The 20,668-nt window shown below is 69.8% G+C and carries 17 protein-coding genes; 9 read left to right on the forward strand and 8 right to left on the reverse strand.

Translation table 11 applies throughout. The annotated features are described in order from the left end of the window. The first annotated feature begins 422 nt into the window (after positions 1–422). The 7 genes from LGR54_RS09350 to LGR54_RS09380 all read left to right on the forward strand — a co-directional run bounded on the left by LGR54_RS09350 (position 423) and on the right by LGR54_RS09380 (position 8,637). Positions 423–2,009, forward strand: coding sequence for an ABC transporter substrate-binding protein (locus tag LGR54_RS09350; RefSeq protein ID WP_230362077.1), 1,587 nt, complete (start codon positions 423–425; stop codon positions 2,007–2,009). A 1-nt stretch (position 2,010) separates the two neighbouring features. Further along, positions 2,011–3,024 (forward strand): ABC transporter permease, encoded by a 1,014-nt coding sequence (locus LGR54_RS09355; RefSeq protein WP_230361700.1) that lies wholly within the window; start codon positions 2,011–2,013, stop codon positions 3,022–3,024. A 10-nt stretch (positions 3,025–3,034) separates the two neighbouring features. Next, complete coding sequence (locus tag LGR54_RS09360) at positions 3,035–3,916, forward strand: ABC transporter permease (protein ID WP_230361701.1); 882 nt, start codon at positions 3,035–3,037, stop codon at positions 3,914–3,916. A gap of 8 nt (positions 3,917–3,924) precedes the next feature. Further along, positions 3,925–4,920, forward strand: coding sequence for an ABC transporter ATP-binding protein (locus LGR54_RS09365; protein ID WP_230361702.1), 996 nt, complete (start codon positions 3,925–3,927; stop codon positions 4,918–4,920). Then, positions 4,917–5,918, forward strand: a complete 1,002-nt coding sequence (locus tag LGR54_RS09370; protein WP_230361703.1) for an ABC transporter ATP-binding protein — start codon at positions 4,917–4,919, stop codon at positions 5,916–5,918. The genes LGR54_RS09365 and LGR54_RS09370 overlap by 4 nt, the downstream gene beginning before the upstream one ends. Before the next feature lie 107 nt (positions 5,919–6,025). Continuing rightward, a complete protein-coding gene (locus tag LGR54_RS09375) occupies positions 6,026–6,895 on the forward strand; it encodes a DMT family transporter (RefSeq protein WP_230361704.1) in 870 nt (289 codons plus the stop codon). A gap of 167 nt (positions 6,896–7,062) precedes the next feature. Continuing rightward, a complete protein-coding gene (locus LGR54_RS09380; RefSeq protein ID WP_230361705.1) occupies positions 7,063–8,637 on the forward strand; it encodes a TerC family protein in 1,575 nt (524 codons plus the stop codon). A 13-nt stretch (positions 8,638–8,650) separates the two neighbouring features. On the opposite strand, the gene LGR54_RS09385 is transcribed toward LGR54_RS09380, so the two are convergent. From LGR54_RS09385 to LGR54_RS09400, 4 genes are read right to left on the reverse strand one after another with little or no spacing between them, the layout of a single operon-like run. Continuing rightward, positions 8,651–9,736, reverse strand: a complete 1,086-nt coding sequence (locus LGR54_RS09385; RefSeq protein WP_230361706.1) for an MBL fold metallo-hydrolase — start codon at positions 9,734–9,736, stop codon at positions 8,651–8,653. Beyond that, positions 9,736–11,433: an iron ABC transporter permease gene (locus LGR54_RS09390; RefSeq protein WP_230361707.1), complete on the reverse strand. Its 1,698-nt coding sequence runs from the start codon at positions 11,431–11,433 to the stop codon at positions 9,736–9,738. The genes LGR54_RS09385 and LGR54_RS09390 overlap by 1 nt, the downstream gene beginning before the upstream one ends. 10 nt (positions 11,434–11,443) lie before the next feature. After that, positions 11,444–12,394 carry an ABC transporter substrate-binding protein gene (locus LGR54_RS09395; protein ID WP_230361708.1) on the reverse strand — a complete coding sequence of 317 codons (951 nt, stop codon included), beginning with the start codon at positions 12,392–12,394 and terminating at the stop codon, positions 11,444–11,446. A gap of 15 nt (positions 12,395–12,409) precedes the next feature. After that, positions 12,410–13,510 (reverse strand): ABC transporter ATP-binding protein, encoded by a 1,101-nt coding sequence (locus LGR54_RS09400; protein WP_230361709.1) that lies wholly within the window; start codon positions 13,508–13,510, stop codon positions 12,410–12,412. 152 nt (positions 13,511–13,662) lie between these two features. Between LGR54_RS09400 and LGR54_RS09405 the strand changes: the two genes are divergently transcribed. Both LGR54_RS09405 and LGR54_RS09410 read left to right on the forward strand, forming a co-directional pair. Then, positions 13,663–14,892: a DUF3182 family protein gene (locus LGR54_RS09405; RefSeq protein ID WP_230361710.1), complete on the forward strand. Its 1,230-nt coding sequence runs from the start codon at positions 13,663–13,665 to the stop codon at positions 14,890–14,892. Continuing rightward, positions 14,882–15,610, forward strand: a complete 729-nt coding sequence (locus tag LGR54_RS09410; protein ID WP_230361711.1) for an alpha/beta hydrolase — start codon at positions 14,882–14,884, stop codon at positions 15,608–15,610. The genes LGR54_RS09405 and LGR54_RS09410 overlap by 11 nt, the downstream gene beginning before the upstream one ends. 48 nt (positions 15,611–15,658) lie before the next feature. On the opposite strand, the gene LGR54_RS09415 is transcribed toward LGR54_RS09410, so the two are convergent. From LGR54_RS09415 to LGR54_RS09430, 4 genes are all read right to left on the reverse strand, one after another. Next, positions 15,659–16,273 (reverse strand): UdgX family uracil-DNA binding protein, encoded by a 615-nt coding sequence (locus LGR54_RS09415; protein WP_230361712.1) that lies wholly within the window; start codon positions 16,271–16,273, stop codon positions 15,659–15,661. A gap of 138 nt (positions 16,274–16,411) precedes the next feature. Continuing rightward, positions 16,412–16,705 (reverse strand): hypothetical protein, encoded by a 294-nt coding sequence (locus LGR54_RS09420; RefSeq protein WP_230361713.1) that lies wholly within the window; start codon positions 16,703–16,705, stop codon positions 16,412–16,414. A gap of 141 nt (positions 16,706–16,846) precedes the next feature. Beyond that, a complete protein-coding gene (locus tag LGR54_RS09425; protein ID WP_230361714.1) occupies positions 16,847–19,525 on the reverse strand; it encodes an EAL domain-containing protein in 2,679 nt (892 codons plus the stop codon). 29 nt (positions 19,526–19,554) lie between these two features. Continuing rightward, positions 19,555–20,598 carry a TRAP transporter substrate-binding protein gene (locus tag LGR54_RS09430; RefSeq protein WP_230361715.1) on the reverse strand — a complete coding sequence of 348 codons (1,044 nt, stop codon included), beginning with the start codon at positions 20,596–20,598 and terminating at the stop codon, positions 19,555–19,557. Between the last annotated feature and the right edge of the window lie 70 nt (positions 20,599–20,668).

A 20,668-nucleotide genomic window follows, 5' to 3' on the forward strand; every position in this document is an offset into this window, starting at 1 on the left:
CCTTCCCCATCCCGAAACAGCGAGAAAGGTCGACGAAAACAGCCGCGGAAGCAGCAGAATCCTGCCTAGACCCCAGCCATACCGCTCAAATTATCGGCAAGCAGGCCCGCCGCCGCCCTTTCAGTCAAAGTCGCGTTGATAATCGACAAAATTATCATTATTTATCTTCGACAACAGCGAGCGCAGCCCTGAGCACGCCGAGCCTGCGGCGCGGAATTTCCCGCGCGGCGGCCCGGCAGCGGCAGAGGGCGACCGCCCTCCCTCGGCGGACGAACCGCCGGAATTATCGAGTTCGTCGCGGCGCCGGGTGCCGAGGCCGCGACGTCCATCCGCAACCTGCGTCCGCGACCCAGATATCGACCCAGGCATGATCGAAGGGGAACCCAATGGCATATGACGTTCTGGCGCGGCCGCTGCGCCTGATGGGAAGCACGGCGCTGGCACTGACGCTCGCCGCGTCGCTCGCCGTGTCCTTCTCCTCCGCCGCGAGCGCGCAGGAGAAGGACACGCTGGTCATCGCCCGCTCGATGGACGTCAACGCCCTCGATCCGGCCCGCGCCTTCTGCGACACCTGCCAGATCGTGCTGACCTCGATCTACGATCCCCTCACCACCCTGGCGCCGGACAACAAGACCATCGTGCCCCGCCTCGCCAAGAGCTGGGAGGTCAACGACAACCAGACCGTCTTCACCTTCCATATCGACCCGGCGGCGGTGTTCGCCGACGGCTCTCCGGTGGAGGGCAAGGACGTGAAGTGGTCGTTCGAGCGACTGAAGAACATGAAGGGCAACCCGTCCTTCTTCATGGACGGCGTCAAATCCATCGAGGTCACCGACCCGAGGACCGTCGTCATCACGCTCGACGCCTCCAACTCCGAGTTTCTCAACAAGCTCTCGGCCGGCTTCACCGGCGTCATCAACAGCGACGTCGCCATCGCCCAGGGCGCCACGGCGGATGCCGACGCCGACAAGACCGACAAGGCGGAAGCCTGGTTCCTGACCCACTCCGCCGGCTCCGGCCCCTTCGCCCTCAGCGCCTACCGGCCGGATGACGAACTGCGCCTGACCCGGAACGAAGCCTATTGGGGCAAGAAGCCGGCCTTCTCGGAAGTGGTGTTCCGCCAGACCAAGGATTCGGTGGCGCAGGCGCAGATGCTGGAATCCGGCGCCGCCGACATCGCCATGCAGATCGACATGGATACCGCCGGCTCGCTTGCCTCGCCGCAGGTGAAGACCGAGATCATCCCCTCCTACAACTTCCTCTACATCGCGCTCGGCGCCGGGGCGAAGTCGAACACGGTTCCGCTCACCCCGGACGTGCGCAAGGCGATCGCGCTGGCCATCGACTATGAGGGAATGATCGACTTCACGGTCGGCGGCAAGGGCAAGAAGCAGTCGACCGCCATCCCCAACGGCTTCTCGGGCACCGAGGGTCTGCCGGAGCGCAAGGAGAACCTCGCCGAGGCGAAGGAGCTCCTGAAGAAGGCCGGCGTGCCGGACGGCTTCGAGATCGAGGCGGTCTATCCGAACGACAACATCTATGGCGTCGACATCAACCTGATGATGCAGAAGGTGCAGCAGGACCTCGCGCGCATCGGCGTCAAGGTCAGCCTGAAGCCCTCGACCTATCCGGTCTGGCGCACCCAGGTGAACGGCGAGGGCATCCCGCTCACCGCCGTCTACTACGCGCCGGATTATTACGGCACCGGCCAGTATGCCGACTATTTCGCGATGATGCCGGGGACCTCCTGGTCGAAGCGCGCCGGCGCGGCCAACAATCCGGCCATCATCAATCCGAAGGAGGCGCCCCTGCTCGCGAAGGCGCTCGCCTCGGCCGGCGCCGATCAGGAGAAGGCCTTCCACGAGCTCGCTTTGGAGATGATGGCCGACAACATCATCATCCCGATGGTCTCGCCCGATCTGGTGCTCGCCCATCGCGCCGACATCGAGGGCGTGCGCTACAGCGCCTGCTGCAACCTGCCGGTCGCCGAGATCAGCCGGAAAAAGTGAGATGCTGCGCTTCGTGCTTCGCCGCGTCATCGCCACCCCCCTGCTGCTGCTGGGGGTGGCGACCGTCGCCTTCTTCCTGTCGCAGATGACCAAGGGCGACCCGCTCTCCGCGATCGTCCCCGAGCGTCAGATGAACAACCCGGAAGTGGTGGCGGCGGCGAAGCAGAAATGGGGGCTCGATAAGAGCCTGCCGGAGCGCTACGCCCTCTATATCGGCAATCTCGTGCAGGGCGATCTCGGTACCTCCTTCTCCACCCGCCGCCCGGTCAGCGCCGATCTCGCCGACCGGCTGCCCGCCACCTTCGAGCTGGTGCTGGCGGCGATGAGCTTCGCCACCCTGTTCGGCATCGCCCTCGGCGTCGTCGCCGCGCGCTACCGCGACCGCGCGGCCGATTATCTCGCGCGCATGTTCGCGCTGATCGGCTCGTCGCTGCCGGTGTTCTGGTCGGGCCTGCTGCTGCTCTTCGTGTTTTCGGTGCAACTTGGCTGGCTGCCCGGCCCGGGCCGGCTCGACGCCCGCAGCGTCGCCCCGCCCGGCATCACCGGCCTCTACACCGTCGACGCGCTGCTCGCCGGCGACCTGCCGCTATTCATCGAGGCGCTGCACCACCTCCTGCTGCCGGCGGTGGTGCTCGGCTGGTCGGTGGTCGGCGTCATCGTGCGGCTGGTGCGCTCCAGCCTGCTGGAAGTACTGGGACAGGACTATATCCGCACCGCCCGCGCCAAGGGGGCCGGCGAGAAGCGGGTGATGCTGCATCACGCGCTGCGCAACGCGCTGATCCCGACGCTGACCATCATCGGCTTTTCCTTCGCCTACCTCATCACCGGCGCGGTGCTGACCGAGACGGTGTTCTCCTGGCCGGGCATCGGCTCCTACGCGGTGTCCTCGGCCCGCTCGCTGGATTTCCCGGCGATCATCGGCGTCACGCTGGTCGGCTCGCTCGCCTTCCTGCTCGCCAATCTGGCGACCGACCTCGCCTATGCGCTCGCCAATCCCCGGGTGAAGCTCCAGTGAGGCGGGCGTGATGACGGACCGAACCCTCGACATGGCCCTCCCCGCCGCCGGCCGCCTACGCGGCGCTGCCGCGCGGGCGCTCGCCACGCTGCGCCGGCTGCCCGCCCCCGCTCTGTTCGGCGGCGCGGTGGTGCTGTTCTGGGTGATCGCCGCGCTGAGCGTGCAGTATTGGGGCCTGCCGGAACCGCTGCAGATCGCCGGCAAGCGGCTGCAGGCGCCGAGCCTGTCGCACTGGCTCGGCACCGACGCGCTCGGCCGCGACGTGCTCTCGCGCACGCTGCACGGCGCGGTGTTCTCGGTTCCGGTGGCCATCGGCGTGGTGGCGGCCGGCGTCGCCATCGGCGCGGCACTCGGCGCCGTCGCCGGCTATGTCGGCGGCGTGGTCGACGGGCTGATCATGCGCCTCGTCGACGTCACCGTCGCCTTCCCGCCGATCCTGCTCGCCATGACGGTGGCGGCGATCCTCGGCCCCGGCCTCGTCAACGCCGCGCTCGCCATGGTCATCGTCTGGTGGCCGATCTATGCCCGGCTGATGCGGGCGCAGGTGCTGGAAGTGCGTGAGCGCGAGCATGTGGAGGCCGCCATCGCCGGCGGCGCCGGCCATACGCGGGTGCTGTGCGTGCATATCCTGCCGCTGTGCTGGACGCCGATCCTCGTCAACGCGACGATGGATTTCGGCCAGGTGGTGCTGCTCGCCGCCTCGCTCAGCTTCATCGGCCTCGGGGCCTCGCCGCCCACCCCGGAATGGGGCTCGATGATCTCCGAGGGCGCCTCGCGCTTCTACAATTGGTGGGTCGCCTTCGGCCCGGGCATGGCGATCCTCACCTTGGTGCTCGGCTTCAGCTTCCTCGGCGACGGCCTGCGCGACCTCCTCGATCCGCGTTCCAACTGAGGGCGATCATGACAGTCCTCGACCCCACGCCCCTCATCGACATCCGCGACCTGCGCGTCACCTTCAACACCGCGCGCGGGCCGGCGGAGGCGATCTGCGGCGTCAACCTCAGCCTGAAGCCGGGCGAGGTGCTGGGCATCGTCGGCGAGAGCGGCTCCGGCAAGAGCGTCGCCATGATGGCGCTGATGCACCTGCTGCCGCCCTCGGCGACCATCACCGGCAGCGTGAAGTTCCGCGGCCGCGAGCTGGTCGGCGCCCCGCGGGCGGAGATGGACCGGCTGCGCGGGGCGAAGATCGGCATGATCTTCCAGGACCCCCTCACCGCCTTCAACCCGGTGCTCACCGTCGGCGCGCAGATCGTCGAGGCGCTGCGCCTGCATGACGCCGCGCTGTCGAAGCGGGCGGCATGGAATCGAGCCATCGAGCTGCTGGCGGAAGTCGCCATCCCGCAGCCGGACCGGCGCGCCGCCCAGTATCCGCACGAATTCTCCGGCGGCATGCGCCAGCGCGCCATGATCGCCATGGCGATCGCCAACCGGCCGGAACTCTTGATCGCCGACGAGCCGACCACCGCGCTCGACGTCACCGTGCAGGCGCAGATCATGGACGTGCTGCACAAATTGCGCGAGGAGCGCGGCATCGGCCTCATCCTCATCACCCACGATCTCGGCGTGGTGGCGGGGGCCGCCGACCGCATCGCGGTGATGTATAGCGGGCGCATCGTCGAGCAGGGCACGGTGGACGACGTGTTCCACGCCTCGCGCCATCCCTATACGCGCGGCCTCATCGCCGCCCTGCCCCGTCTCGACGGCGGCGACGGGCCGCTCACCGCCATCGAGGGCACGCCGCCCTCGCTGTTCAACCGCCCGCGCGGCTGCGCCTTCCGCCCGCGCTGCCCGGTCGCGCTCGCGCCATGCGGCGAGGGCGTGCCGCCTCTGCGCCGGGCCGGCGCGGTGGAAAGCGCCTGCTGGCGCGCCACTGAGTTCGCCGAGGTGCCGGCATGATGGAAACCAACACCGCCTCCGCCCCCATCCTCGAGGTGCATGGCCTCGTCAAGGACTTCCCGGTCGGGCGCGGCCTCCTGCTCAACAAGCCGACCGGCCATGTGCGCGCGGTCACCGGCGTGTCGTTCAAGCTCGGCGCCGGCGAGACGCTCGGCCTGGTCGGCGAGTCCGGCTGCGGCAAGTCGACACTCGGGCGCTGCATCATGCGCCTGATCACCCCTACCGCCGGCGAGGTGCGCATCGACGGCCGCGACATCGCCAGCGCCTCCCCCGCCGAGCTGCGCGCCATCCGTAAGGATCTGCAGATCGTCTTCCAGGATCCGCTCGCCTCGCTGCATCCGCGCATGAAGGTGCGGCGTCTCCTCGCCGAATCCCTGCGCCTCGCGAAACTGCCCGCCGCCGCGCTCGCCGCGCGCATCGAGGAACTGCTCGCCCTGGTGCAGCTCTCCCCCGAAATGGCCGAGCGCTACCCGCACGAACTCTCCGGCGGCCAGCGCCAGCGCGTCGGCATCGCCCGCGCTTTGGCGCTGGAGCCGAAGGTGATCGTGCTCGACGAGCCGGTCTCGGCGCTCGACGTCTCCGTGCAGGCCGGCGTGCTCAACCTGCTGCAGGACCTGCAACGCCGGCTCGGCGTCTCCTATCTGTTCATCGCCCATGATCTCGCGGTGGTCCGGCACATCTCGCGCCGGGTGGCGGTGATGTATCTCGGCGGCATCGTCGAGATCGCCTCCGTGGAGGACCTCTATGCCCGCCCGCGCCATCCCTATACGCGGGCGCTGCTCTCCGCCGTGCCGCTGCCGGACCCGCGCGCCGAGCGCTCGCGCACCCGCATCGTGCTCAAGGGCGACGTGCCGAGCCCGATGAACCCGCCGAGCGGCTGCCGCTTCCGCACCCGCTGCTGGAAGGCTAGCGAGCTGTGCTCCCGTGCCGAGCCGCCGCTGCGCCAGTTCGCCGACGGCCATTTCGCCGCCTGCCACCACCCGGAAGGCTCGGGCTGAGCGCGACGCCCTTCCCACCTATCGCCCCGCCCGCCGCTCGGCTACACCGGCGGCGCCCGCCCGCGTCGCCCGACGCACCGTTTCCTGCCAGCTTCCGTCATCCCGTCATGCGCCGCGCCGATTTCCTGCTGCTTATGTTCGTCTGCTTCATCTGGGCGGTGAACGTGGTCATCGGCAAACTGGTCTTCGTCCACATGGCGGTGCCGCCGATCTACTACGCGGCGATCCGCTTCCTGCTGGTGGCCGGCGTGCTGGCGCCGCTGCTGCGCCCGCTCCCCGAGCAGCTCGGCCGCATCGCCATCGTCGCCCTGCTGGTCGGCGCCGGCCATTTCGGCCTGCTGTTCCTCGGCCTGACCGCCTCCACCCCGTCGAGCGCCGCCATCGTGCTGCAGCTCGGCATCCCCTTCACCGCCATCCTGTCTGTGACGGTGCTGCGCGAGCGCACGACCACCAAGGCGGTGGTCGGCACCGTCGTCGCGCTCGCCGGCGTATTGGTGGTGATCTGGAACCCGGACGAGATGCGCGCCTCGATCGGGCTGCTCGCCATTGTCGGCTCCACCCTGTCGCTGTCGGTCGGCAGCATCCTGCTGAAGCGGCTGCGGCACATCGAGCCGCTGCGGCTGCAAGCCTGGGTCGGCGTCATCTCGTGGCTGCCGCTCGCGCTCGCTTCGCTGACGCTGGAGAGCAACCAGCTCGCCACCTCGCTCGACGGCGGCTGGCTGTTCCTGGCGGCGCTGGTGTTCTCGGTGGTGGTGGTCACGGTGTGGGCACACACCAGCTATTACGGGCTGCTGCGCCGCTACGACGCCAATCTGATCGCCCCGCTCACCCTCGCCATGCCGATCATCACCGTGGCGCTCGGGGTGCTGATCACCGGCGACGCCGTCGGCCCGCGCCAGATCGCCGGCTCGGTGGTCGCTCTCGCCGGCGTCGCGCTGGTGCTCACCGGCCGCCCGGCGCCGCTGCGTCCTCGCTGAGGGCGCACGCCCATTCTCGCGGGTTGCGGAAAAGGCCACCCGCGATGTTAGTCTCTCCCTGCCGCAAGGTCGGGATGTCCACGCATTCGTGAAGGCGTCCGTCTTCCCGCTGTGGCAGCTGCCGTGCCCTTGTGGGCGACATCGATTCCCTGTCCGGAAAAGGAACCATGCTGTTCGAATGGATTGCCGATCCCGCCGCCTGGGCTGGCCTGGCGACGCTGATCGTTCTTGAGATCGTTCTCGGCATCGACAATCTCGTCTTCATCGCCATCCTCGCGGACAAGCTGCCGCCGGCGCAGCGCGACAAGGCCCGCATTCTCGGCCTGTCGCTGGCGCTGTTCATGCGCCTCGCGCTGCTGGCCTCGGTGTCGTGGATCGTCACGCTCACCTATCCCCTGTTCACCGTGCTCGGCAGCGAGATTTCCTGGCGCGACGTCATCCTGATCGTCGGCGGCCTGTTCCTCCTGTTCAAGGGCACCACCGAACTGCACGAGCGTCTGGAGGGCGGCGGCGAGGCCGAGGATTCCAGCCCGGTCCACGCCGTGTTCTGGCAGGTGATCGTGCAGATCGTCGTGCTCGACGCGGTGTTCTCGCTCGACAGCGTGATCACCGCGGTCGGCATGGTGCGTGAGCTGTCGATCATGATGATCGCGGTGGTGATCGCCGTCGGCGTGATGATGCTGGCGAGCCGGCCGCTGATGAGCTTCGTCAGCCGGCATCCCACCGTGGTCATCCTCTGCCTCGGCTTCCTGCTGATGATCGGCTTCAGCCTCATCGTCGAGGGCCTCGGCTTCCACATCCCCAAGGGCTATCTCTACGCCGCCATCTGCTTCTCCATCCTCATCGAGGCGGCCAACCAGATCGGCCGGCGCAATGTGCGCAAGCGCGTCACCACCATGGACCTGCGCGACCGCACCTCCCGCGCCGTGCTGCGCCTGCTGCGCGGTGGGAATAGCGCGCCGCAGACCTCGGACGAGATCGCCGTCATCGCCTCCACCATGGGCGAGGCCGGCGCCTTCAGCCCGCAGGAAAGCGCGATGATCGAGCGCGTCCTCACCCTCGCCGAGCGGCCGGTACGCGCCATCATGGTGCCGCGGGTCGACACGGTGTGGCTGGACGTCGCCGATCCGCCGGACGTCCTCCTCGACGAAATCCGCCGCAGCGGGCGCTCGCGCTTCCCGGTGTGCCGGGGGGAGATCGACGAGGTGCTCGGCGTCGTGCACGCCAAGGACCTGCTCGCCCAGCACCGCGCCGGCGGCACGCTCGACATCGAGACGCTGCTGCGCCAGCCGCTCTACATTGCCGAGACGCTGCCGATCCTGCGCCTGCTCGATCAGTTCAAGGGCTCGCCGGTGCACATGGCGGTGGTGGTGGACGAGCATGGCACCTTCGAAGGCATCGTCACGCCCACCGACATCCTCGTCGCCATTGCCGGCGATCTTCCCGAGCTCGCCGGCGAGGAGACCCCCTACGCCCAGCGGCAGGAAGACGGCTCCTGGCTGCTCGACGCCCGCATGCCGGTGGACGAGGTGGAGCGCGCCCTCGGCCTCGACGATTTGCGCGAGGACGGCGACGATTTCGAGACGCTGGCCGGCTTCGTGCTGGAGCGCTTCGGGCACCTTCCGACTGTCGGCGAGGCGGTGGAATGGCGCGGCTGGCGGTTCGAGGTTCTGGCGCTCAAGGGGCACCGCATCGACCGGGTGCGCGCCGGGCCGGTCGCCGGCGCCGAGGCCGCCCTCTAGGCGACCGCGCCGCCTACCAGGAGAACCCCGGCCGCTCGGTGGCGAGAGACAGGCCGGGGAACAGCGGCGGCACCGCGCCGATGCGCGCCTGCGGCAGGAAAGCCGGCAGCATCGCGCCGGGCCGGACCGCTGCCACCAGCGCGCGCAGCCCGCCGGCGGTCGGGTGGACGTTCCAGCGCCGCACTGTCGCGTGCCCGGCCGCCATCAGGCGCTCGGCCGCCGAGCCCTCGGCGACATGGCCGGTGAAGACGATGTCGGCCTCGCCGCTGGCGGCGAAGCGCTGCGTCAGCTCGGCGGACAGCCCGCGCTCCGCCTGCGCCCCGGCGACGATCATCGCGCCCGCCGGCCGACTGTCGGCGGTGAGTTCCTCCGTGGTCGCCAGCAGCTCCGCCGGCCAGTCGCGCAAGGCCGGCACGGCGGCGGCGGGATATTCCGTCATCGCCCGCGCCACCGCCCGGGTGGCGGCGCAGAGCGCCACCGGCACCCCGGCGCGCTGGAAGGCCAGCGCCATCTCCAGCGCCCGCCCGGCCGGCGGCGCCGGCAGCAGCAAAGGTCGCCGGCGCGCCCGCTCCACGAGCTCGACGATCTGCCGGTCCAGCGGCTCCTCGGCGTCGCCATAGCTGGCGTCGCACACCAGCGCCGCGGCGGGCAGCGGCGGCACGCAGGGAAACAGCGCGCTCTCGGCGGAATAGTCGCCGGTGTAGACGAGCCCCTGCGGCCCGCCGATGCGCATCCACACCGCCCCCGGCGCGTGGCCGGCCGGCCCGGTCTCGATCTCCAGCCCGGCGATCCGCGTCGCGCCGCCGAAGGGTAGGTCGCGCGCGCCCTTCAGCCGCGCGTCGCCCAGCGCCCGCACCGGCGCGGTGGCGTAGATCGGCGGGTCGCCGACCTGCGGCGCGAGGTCGAGCGCGCCGACATGGTCGGCATGGCCGTGCGAGATGAGGATGGCGTCCACCGCGCCGACGCCGGCGAGATCCGGCCGCCGCCCGGCATCGGGTCCCTCGCCGAGGTCGAGCAGCAGCCGCCGGCCCTCGACCTCCACGAGGAAGCAGGCCGGCCCCTTCACCCCCCAACCGGACAGTGCGACGAGGCGTCCCATCAGTGCAGCCCGGTGAAGCGCGCGCCGGCGAAGCGCCGTAGCGCGGCGATCAGCAGCATGGGGATCAAGGTCGTCAGCACGATGGCGATGAAGCTCATGGTCATCCCCAGGCCCACGGAGCCCTGCTCGAACTGCCGCCAGATATAGCCGGCAATGGTCATCATCCCCACCGGCGCCACCAGGAGCGAGGCGACCAGTTCCCGCGAGGCCACCGCGAAAACCAGCAGCATGGAGGTGATCAGGCTCGGCAGGATCAGCGGCAGCATGATGCGACGAAACACGGTGAGCGGCCCCGCCCCCGCCACCCGCGCGGCGGCCTCCAGATTGTCGCCGATCTGCTGGAAGGCGGCGGTGGCGTAGCGCACCGGCTGCGGCAGCAAGATGCAGCAATAGGCCAACAACAGGATGAAGGCGGTGTTGTAGGGGGTGAAGGGCAGCCATGGCTGGTTCCAGGCGAGGATCATGCCCACCGCGACGACGACGCCGGGCAACGCGCTCGGCAACATGGCGAGCGCGTCGAGCACCGGCCGGCCGCGCCCCTGCCCCTTCACCACCGCATAGGCGGTGAGCGCGCCCAGCGCCCCGGCGACCAGCGCCGTGCCGATGCCGAGGCTCAGCGAATTGCCGAGCGCCTGCAGCGCCCCGCCGGCATTGCCGAGCACCTCCTCGAAATTCTGCAGGCCCATATTCGAGGGCTTCAGCCCGCCGGAAATCGTCTTCGACAACGCGGTGGCGAGGATGGCGGCCAGCGGCAGTCCGGTCGCCAGCAGGGCCACCAGCGCGAAGGCCAGCGCCACCGGCAGCGCCCATGGGCCGAGCGCCCGCTTGTCCTTGGCCTGCGGCTTGCCGCCGACGGTATCGAAATTGCGCGAGGACAGAATGCGCCGCTGGATCAGGAACGCCACCAGCGACAGCCCGACCAGCAGCAGCGACAGCACCGCCGCGCCCGGCAGGTCGATCGGCCAGTCGGCGATCCGCCCCTCGATGCCGGTCACCAGCACCTGGAAGCCGAAGCGGGTGCCGAGCGCCGCCGGCGTGCCGTATTCCTCGATGGCGAGCGCGAACACCAGCAGCAGGCTCGCCGCCAGTCCCGGCGTCGCCAGTGGCAGGGTGATGCGCCAGAACGCCCGCGCCGGCCGCGCCCCGAACACCCGGCCGACATCGGCATAACGCGTGCCCACCGCCTCGATGGTGCGCGACACCGCGAAATACACCACCGGGAACAGGTTGAGGCTCATGATGAGGACCATGCCCGGCACCGAGAACAGCAGTGGCCCGAGATTGATCCCGGTCAGTTGCTGGAGATAGCCGCGCGGCTGCATCGTCATGATCCAGCCCAGCGTGGCGATGTAGGGCGGGATCATGAACGGCACCAAGAAGGCGACGTCCCAGAGGAGCGCGCCCGGCACCTTGAACAGCGCCCGCGCCACCGCGAGCGGCACGCCGATCAGCGTGCAGCCGGCGACGACGCCCAGACCGATGATCAGCGTGTTGCCGGCGAGGCGGATGAGCGCCGGGTCGGCGAGCAGCTTCGGCACGTGCTGGAACGGCGCGGCGAACGAGCCGCGCCCCAGCTCGGGGAAGATCGCCTGCAGCACGATGAAGACGAAGGGCACCGCCACGATCACCGTGAGGCTCGCCCCCGCGATCCAGCCGATCGGGCCGTGGCCCCCCGCCTTCGCCGCCGCCGCGCGCATCCCGGATGCCTTACTTGCCGAACACCTTGGCGAACTCCGCCAGCGTGGCGTCGCGCTTGCCATAGACGGCGGCGGCGTCGACCGGCAGGATCTTCAGCTCGGAGATCAGCGGCCGGTTGGCCTTCACGTCGGTGCGCGCCGGCATCAGATAGGTCGCCGCCACCGCCTTCTGGCCCTCGTCGGAGAGCACGTAGTCGATGAACTTCTTGGCGTCGTCCTGCTGCTTCGACCAGTTGAGGATCATCATCGGGCGGGGCGCGATCACCGTGCCGGAGGCCGGGAAGATCACGTCGATGGATTCGCCCTTCGCCTTGGCGGCCAGCGAGATGTAATCGACGGCGCCGAACACCGCCGCCTTGGCGCCCTGCATCACCGGGTTCAGCGCCTCGGCATTGGCGCCGGCGACGATGGCGCCGTTGGCGGCGAGGCCCTTAAACAGATCCCAGCCATCCTTGGCCTGCAGCGCGGCGGTGAGCTCGAAGGAGGCGCCGGACTGCGCCGGGTCGGGAATGGTGACGAGGTCCTTGTAGTCCGGCTTGGTCAGGTCGGCCCACTCGGTCGGCTTCGGCGTGCCGGAGGCCGGGTTCCAGGCGATGCCGAGCGCCGAGATGCCCTGCGCCACCGCGGTGTCGTTCTTCAGGAAGGCCGGCACCTTCTCGGCGTTCGGGCTGGTGTAAGCAATCAGCCAGCCGCGCTTGGCGAAGTCAGTGGCGGTATCCCACGAGGCCGAGATCAGCACGTCGACCACCGGGTTGGCGGCCTCGGATTCGATGCGCGCCATGATCTTGCCGGTGGTCGCCTGGAACACGTTGACCTTCACGCCGGTCTTGGCGGTGTAGCCGGCGGCCAGCTTGTCGATCAGCCCGCCGGGGCCGGCGGAATAGACGGTGATGTCGGCGAAAGCGGCGGTGGTCGCGACGAGCGACGCGCCGAGGGCGAGAGCGAGGGAAAGGGCGCGCATGATCGGCTCCTGGAGCTAGGCGGCGGCCGATGAGGCCGCAGGGGATGGGGTGGCGGGATCGGCGAACCAGCGCAGATCCTGCGGCGGGCAGAACAGCCCGACGATCTCGCCGAGGGCGGCGCGGCGCGGGCTGGTGATCTGGATGTCGAGCGCGGTGCCGCAGAGGCGCAGCGTCAGCACATGGCCGTCGCCGCGAAAGCGGCTGCGGATCACCTCGGCGCGCGGGCGCCCTTCCACTGCCGGGCCGACCAGCGTCGCCCGGCCGGGCAGCAGCAGCCGCGCGGTGTCCGCCGCCGGCCCGCCGGGGCCGACGCTCATGCTGGTGCCTTCGATCATCCAGCCCTCGGCGGCGCGGCGCACCGGCAGCACGCAACCGAGATTGAGGAACTCCGCCACTTCCGGGCTGGCCGGCGCGGCGGTCAGCGCCTCCGGCGCGGCGAGCTGGGCGATGCGCCCGCCGCGCATCACCGCGACCTCGTCGGCGAGAGCGAAGGCCTCGGTGCGGTCGTGCGTCACATAGATGGCGGTGAGGCCGAGCTGAGCGACCAGCGCGCCGATCTCGCCCACCATCGCCTCACGCAGCTCGGGATCGAGATTGGACAGCGGCTCGTCGAACAGCACCAGTTGCGGCTCGGCGACGATGGCGCGGGCGAGCGCGACGCGCTGCTGCTGGCCGCCGGACATGTCGGAAGGCCGGCGTTCCGCCATGGCGCCGAGGCCGACGCGCTCCAGCGCCGCCGCCACCCGCGCGCGCCGCTCGCTGGCCGGCACGCCACGCATCTCCAGCGGGAAGGCGACATTGGCCGCCACGCTCATATGCGGCCACAGCGCATAGTCCTGGAACACCATGCCGAGGCCGCGCGCCTCCGGCGGCACGAAGCGGCCGAGCGCGGCATCGGCCACCGGCGCGCCCAGGATCTCGATCCGCCCGGCGCTCGGCACCAGCAGCCCGGCGATCAGTTGCAGCAGGGTGGTCTTGCCGCAGCCGGAAGGCCCGAGCAGCGCCAGCACCTTGCCCGGCGCCACGTCGAAGCCGACCTCGTCGAGGATCCGCGCCGGGCCGTAACTCAGGCCGAGGCCGCGGACCGAGACCGCTGGGCTTGTGTCTGAGGACATGAGGGATCCGGATGCGAACGATCCGGCACTGCTAAGCGAGCCGCATGACAGTTGCGTGACGCCGGAAGCGCCGGGCCGCCCCGTGGGGAACCCCTCGCCGCCCCGGCCGTTAGCTCGGCATCGGCAGCGACAAGCGGGGGTCGGAGATGGGCATGCTCGACAGGCCGACATCGAATGCGCCCGTGCAGGACACCCCAATCCGGGACGCCCTAATCCGGGATGCCAGCGAGCGGAGGAGTTCGGCGCGGGACGCCGGCGCCCACCTCGCGGCCGAGGTCGCGGCGCGGACGCCGGTGGTGTTCGTGCCCGACGGCCCGCGCACCGGCGACCACCGCCAGCAGGCGGTCGAGGCGCTTGCCCGGCGGATCGCGCGCTTGCGCGGCAGTCCGTTTCTCGAATCCCTCCCCGATCCGGCGTCCCGCCCGCATGTCTATGCCGTGCCGGTGGCGACGCTCGTCGGCGGCCCGGCCGGCGCCGCGCTGGGCATCCAGACCGAGGCCGATCTGTATGGCGGGCTGGTGCCCTACGCCGTGCAGGCCGGCAAGACCATCACTCACGGGCTGGTGGACGCGGAAGCGACGCGGCCGGAAGGCTGGTCGCCGCGCTTTGGCGACGCCATCGGCGAGGTGGTGCTGTCCGGTTTCTCCGCCTTCGACAGTGGGAGCGCCCGTCGCGCCGGACGCCGTCTGCTGGAAGCCGGCACGGTGCGGCTCAAGCCCGGCTGGGCCGATGGCGGCCACGGCCAGACGCTCATCGACAGCGTCGAAGCGCTCGACGCCGCCATCGGCGACCTCGATCCCGCCGACATCGCCCGCCACGGACTGGTGCTGGAAGAGGACCTCGCCGACCCCTTCACCTTCAGTGTCGGCCAGGTGCGGCTCGGCGACACTCTCTTGTCCTATGTCGGGCGGCAGGACACCACGACCGACAATGACGGTGCCACCGCCTATGGCGGTTCGACGCTGATGGTCCTGCCCGGCGCGTTCGACCGGCTGCTGGCGCTGAAGCTCGATGCGCCGACCCACCGCGCGGTCGAATGCGCCCTCGTTTATGACCGCGCGGCGATGGAGCATTTCCCCGGCCTGATCGCTTCCCGGCGCAATTACGACGTGATTTCCGGCCGCGACGCGCGCGGCGCGCAGCGCATTGGCGTGCTGGAGCAGTCCTGGCGTATCGGCGGCGCCTCCGGTGCCGAGATCGCCGCCTTCGAGGCCTTCCACGACGATCCCGGCCTCGGCGGCGTGCGTGCCGCCTGCGTCGAGCGCTACGGCGAGGGCCAGCGGCCGCCGCAGGGCAGCTTCATCTATTACCGGGGCGACGACGCCGATCTCGGCCCCCTCGTCAAATACGCCACCATCGAGACTCGCTACCGTGCATCGTGAGAAGCTCTGCATTCCCGTCGACGGCGACCATATCGACGGCACCTTCGCCGTGCCGCGAACCGGCGTGCCCGGCGTGCTGTTCGTGCATGGCTGGACTGGCAGCCAGCAGGGCGACCTCAAGCGCGCCAAGGCCATCGCCGAGCTCGGCTGCGTCTGCCTCACCTTCGATTTGCGCGGCCACGCCGCCACCGAAGCGATGCGCATGAACGTCACGCCCCGGCAGAACCTGCACGACGCCATCGCCGCCTATGACGCCCTCGCCGCCCACCCGTTGGTCGACAGGAGCGCGATGGCGGTGATCGGCTCCAGCTACGGCGCCTATCTCGCCACCGTCCTCACCTCGTTCCGCCCGGTGCGCTGGCTGTCGCTGCGGGTGCCCGCCCTGTATCGCGACGAGCACTGGGCGCTCGCCAAGGGCCGCCTCGACCGCCTCGACCTCACCACCTACCGCAACTCGCGGGTGGAACCGGAGGACAACCGAGCGCTGGCCGCCTGCACCCGCTTCCAGGGCGACGTGCTGGCGATCGAATCCGAGCATGACGACCTCGTTCCGCACGCGACGGTGGCGAATTACCTCGCCGCCTTCCGCCAGTCCCGGTCCCTCACCTACCGGGTCATCGAGGGGGCCGATCATGCCCTCTCCGGCAAGGAATTCCGCGAGGCCTATTCCAGCCTGCTGCTCGGCTGGTTCCGCGAGATGGTGCTCGGCGCGCGCTGATCGTCCGCATCGGACAAAGCCGATACCCGGTCGTTCCCATCGTCCACCTCACCGTACTGCCGTCCGGCCCGCCTGCTGGGCCATCTCGCGCGCGCAAACCAGATCGGCGACGAAGGCGTCATAGGCCTCCTTCCTCCCCGCCTCGTCCGGCATGCGCAGCAGATAGGAGGGGTGCACGGTGAGAACGCCCCGCCGGCGACCGAAGGTCAGCGGCCCACGCTCCCGCGTCACCGTGACCCGCCGGCCCGCCAGCGCCAGCCCGGCGGTGGCGCCGAGCGCGACCACCACCTCCGGCTGGACGAAAGCGAGCTCCCGCTCCAGCCACCAGCGCTCCTGCGTCACCTCGCTGGCATTCGGCTTGCGGTGCAGCCGGCGCTTGCCGCGCTCGACAAAGTTGAACCTTTTCACGGCGTTAGTGACATAAGCCAGCCGCCGCTCAATGCCGGCATCCGCGAGAGCGCGGTCGAGAACGCGGCCCGCTGGCCCGACGAAGGGACGGCCCTGCCGGTCCTCCTCGTCACCCGGCTGCTCACCGACAAGAGCGATGGGCGACGGCACCGCCCCTTCCCCGACCACCACCCGCCCGATCCCTGGCCCCGGCGTCAACGCCGCCTGCAAAGCGTCGTTCAATGCCGCGAGCGAGGTGAACTCCTTCACCACCATGGCCGCGTCCTCCGTGGAACGGCAGCCGCCATTCTCGATTCAACATATTGATATCGCACGATTTACCTACCCGCCCCTCCGCCGCTCGGCGCAGCGACGACACGGAAAGCACAGCTCACGACTCCCGCGCGAAGAGGCTCAAGCGTCGAACGCGCCGCCGGCACGCAAGTTCCGCCCGAGGCAGGCCTCAACCGGGCACACGCCATACCCCGGCGCGGGTAAGCAGCGGGCGGTGCACTCCCGCTGCGGACGGCCGAAGAGCTGCGCCGCCGCCCCAGTCTCCATCACCTCGCCGGCGTAGACCAGCGCTGCCTCTTGTGCCCCGTGGGCGGCAAGGCGCAGGTCGTGGGTGGCGATCAGTACGATGGTTCCCTCGCAAGCGAGTTGCGCCAGCACTTCCACCACGTCCAGCGACAATCTGGGATTGGGCACCGAGGTCGGCTCGTCGCAAAGCAGCACTCGGGACGAGGAGGCGCGGGCACTGGCGACACGCGACTGTTGCCCCGCCGAACGTCACGCCGACCATCGGCTACTCGATTGTATTAATTGGAAATTTTTAGATACGGTCCGCGATCACACCAAGTGCCGCAACGTTTCCGTCGCCGCGGCGAAGGCGAAGCGGATCGGCTGCGGGTGGCCGAGAAAATATCCCTGCCCTTCGGTGCAGCCGACCCGACGGGCCACGTCCAATTGCTCGGCGGTCTCAATGCCTTCGGCCGTCGTGGTCATGTTGAGGCGCACCGCCAGCGCGGCGAGGGCATCGACGATGGCGGCGCTGTCGGAGCGATAGGTCATCTCCTGCACGAAGGAGCGGTCGATCTTGATCTTGTCGAGCGGGAACTGGCGGAGATGGCTGAGGCTGGAATAGCCGGTGCCGAAATCATCGAGCACGACGCGCACGCCGAGCGCCCGCAGGCGGCGCAGGACATCCAGGTTGCGCTGGTCGTCGGCGAACAGCGCGGTCTCGGTAATCTCCAGTTCCAGCCGGGCCGGATCGAGGCCGGTCTCGCGCAGCACCTCGCCCACCGTCGCGACGATGTCGCCGAAGGCAAGCTGCACCGGGGAAATGTTGACCGCCGCCTTGAGGTCGCCCGGCAGCAGCATGATGTCGGCGCAGGCCTGCCGCAGAACCCAAGCGCCGATATCGACGATCAGCCCGGTTTCCTCGGCCAGTGGAATGAAACGAGCCGGGCAGACGGCCCCGCGCCGTGGATGCGTCCAGCGCAGCAGCGCCTCGAAGCCACGCAGCCGCGCATTCGCCAGCTCGTAGATCGGCTGATAGAAGAGCTCGAACTGCTGTGCCGCCAGCGCCTCCCGCAGATCGGCCTCCATCTCCAGCCGGGCGCGCAGATGCTCGTCCATTTCCGGCACGAAGATGCGATAGGTGCCCCGCCCCTTCGCCTTCGCTTCGTAAAGGGCGAGGTCGGCCTGCTTGAGGAGGCCGTCGGCGTCGGCCTCGGCGCCGTCGGCGAGGGCGATACCGACGCTGACGCTGATCGCGATGGTGTGCCCCATGATCGCGTAGGGCTCGCTCAACGCCTCGATGATGCGCCCGCTCAGCGCTTCGGCCTCCTGCGAGGGGGCCGGATCAAGGCTGATGACCGCGAATTCGTCGCCGCCGAGCCGGGCGATCCGTTCGGAATCGCCGACACAGCCGCGCAGCCGCTCGGCCGCCGCCCGCAACAGCGCATCGCCGACCGGATGGCCGAGCGTGTCGTTGACGTCCTTGAAGCGGTCGAGGTCGAGATAGAGCAGCGCCAGGCGCACACCCTGTCCGGCGGTGGCGCGCAGCGCGGCCTCGGCACGCTCGCGGAACAGCACCCGGTTCGGCAGGCGGGTCAGGTCGTCATGATGGGCGAGGAAGCGGATACGGCCCTCGCGCTCGGTGAGCGCCGCATTCTGCCGCTGCGCCTCCTCCGCCGCCTCGGTCGCGCGTGCATTGGCTTCGGCGAGTTCGGCCAGCATGGTCTTCAGCGCGGTGACGTCGGTTCGGATGCCGACGATACCGCCATCGGCGGTGTGGCGCTCCCGCACCAGGATCCAGCGCCCGTCCGGCAGGCGGCGCTCGATGGTCCCGGCGCCACCGCGATGCCACTCGACCATTTCCGTCACGAAGGCATCGACATCGCCGCCGGCATCGGGGAACTGCCCGACCTGCACCCCCTGGCGGATGATGTCCTCATAGCGCGTGCCGGGGAGCAGGAACGGCGCGATCAGCGGATAGACGTCGCGATAGCGCTGGTTGCAGGTGACCAGCCGGTCCTGCTCGTCCCACATCACGAAGCCGTCCGACATCGCGTCGATGGCGTTCAACAGCACCGTGGCCGCCCGCGTGCGCTCGGCGTCGCTCCGCTCGCGCTGACGCAGCGCCACCAGCAGCGCACTCGAAAAGGCGGTGAGCAGCAATCCGCCCAACACGGTCGCGACGACCAGGCGGTCGCGGTCGCGCTGCCAGTCCTCCAGCATCGCCTGCCGGCCAGCGGTGAGCACCACCCGCACATCGTCATAGAGCGAGGCGCGGACCACCGCCAATTGCCGGCCTTCCTCGCCATGTCCAGCCACCACGAAAACCCGGCCGTCCGGCGTATGGGTCCCGAGCGCGCCCGGAGCGATCTGGCCGGTGCGCAGTTCGTCATGCGGTAGGGCGGCGATGAGCTGGCCGTTCGGCCGCTCCAGCTGGATCCGCATGCGCGGATCGATGCCGGTTTCGCCGAGCAGTCCCATCAGCGTCGGCAGCGGCACTTCGGCCACCGGGGTGACGTCCTTCCAGTCGGCGACGATGCGGGAGACGTAGAGCGCCCAGTCGCCGGTGATGCGATTGCGGACCGGGCCGATCAGCGCCGTCGGCCCGGCGCCGAATTCGGCGGCTCCGAAGGGCAGCGTCCGCCCGTTGCTGCGCGCCCGGGCGGACACCAGGATCCGGCCGGCGGGATTGACCAGCAGCAGGTCGTGATAGGCTAGGGTCTGGAAATTCACCCCCCGCAGCAGGTCCCCGGCGACCTCCGGCGTTTCCGGCGAGGCCTTGGCCGCCGCGAACAGGGTCGGCAGGCTGGCCAGCGCGCCGTGAACCTGCAGCAGCTGGCGGTTCAGCGCGTTCTCGACCGCCTGCGCCGTGCGCGTGAGCGAGGTTTCCGCCGCCGCCAGCGCGCCGCGCTCGCCGCGTTCGAGCAGCGCCGCCATTCCGACCGCCATCACCACCAGAATGATGGCGGTGCCGACAATGACGATCAGCTGGAGGCGGTGCCAGATCATCGCTTACCGTTGGCTGCAGCGTTCACCGTTCACTTTGCCTTGGCTTCGATGGCGAGGGTTGGGGCGATGTAAGTGTTCCAGGCCTTCACGCAGCCTTCGCCGCAGCGTTCGATCCAGCGCGGCAGCACCACCTCCCGCAGGAGATGGGCGCGGCGATCCTCGTCGGCGGCCGAGGTCGGCACCAATGTCATCGGTCGTTTCAGCGGCGTGGTGCAGACGATCTTGCCGGTATTGCAGGCGAGGCCGCGCTGCGTGTCCGCCTCCGCCTGCTGCCAGATGCGGCGCTCAAGATCGGCGACGCCGGTGCGGATGATGGCTTGCGCATCGGGCGGCAGGGCCTTCCATGCTGTCAAATTGGCGCCGAAGAAGGAGAGCCCCCAGCTGAGTGCCATGGCGTGCACATGGGTGGTGACCTCCGGGAGCCCGATCTCGAAGCCGCTCAGCGTGCCGGTGATGGCGCAGTCCACCACCCCGTCCTCAAGAGCGTTCGTCATCTCGGCGAAGGGAACCACCACCGGCACCGCGCCGAGCGCGTTCATCAGCTCGAACTGGGCGATCGACGAGGTCCGCACCTTGCGGCCGGAGAGATCGTCGAGCCCGGTGAACGGCTTGTCGCAATAGAGCACCTGCGCCGGATAGGCGTAGACCGCCAGCAGCTCGATGCCGTAGCGCGTGCGCAGCACCGTGCCCAGATGCTCGCGGAACAGGCCCAGCGTCCGGCGCAGCGTCTTCATGTCGGGATTGAGCACCGGCAGATCGACGGCGTTCAGCTCGGGATCGTCGGACGAGGCGATGCTGAGCAGCACGGTACCGAACGGCACCACGCCGAGGCGCATCAGCTGCAGCATTTCCTGGCCGCGCAGCCCGCCGGCGTCGAAGGATTTGATGGTGGCGGTGATGCGCCCACCGGAACGCTCGGCGATCTCCTTCTCCCAGAAGGGCTTCTCGAGCTTGGTGAACTGGGTGACGCCGGCGAGGCCGCCGACGATCTGCAGCTTGATGGTTCCGTCATCGGTCGCAGCCGCCAGCACCACGCCGCCGCACAATACCAGCGCGACCAAGGCAATGAGCACTCGCCGCCACAAACCACCCGGCCGGCCCATCACGCCTCCACGTCTCCCCGGCCTCACGTCCCCGTACGCA

Source organism: Ancylobacter sp. Lp-2, assembly GCF_020523795.1.
Taxonomy (GTDB): Bacteria; Pseudomonadota; Alphaproteobacteria; order Rhizobiales; family Xanthobacteraceae; genus Ancylobacter.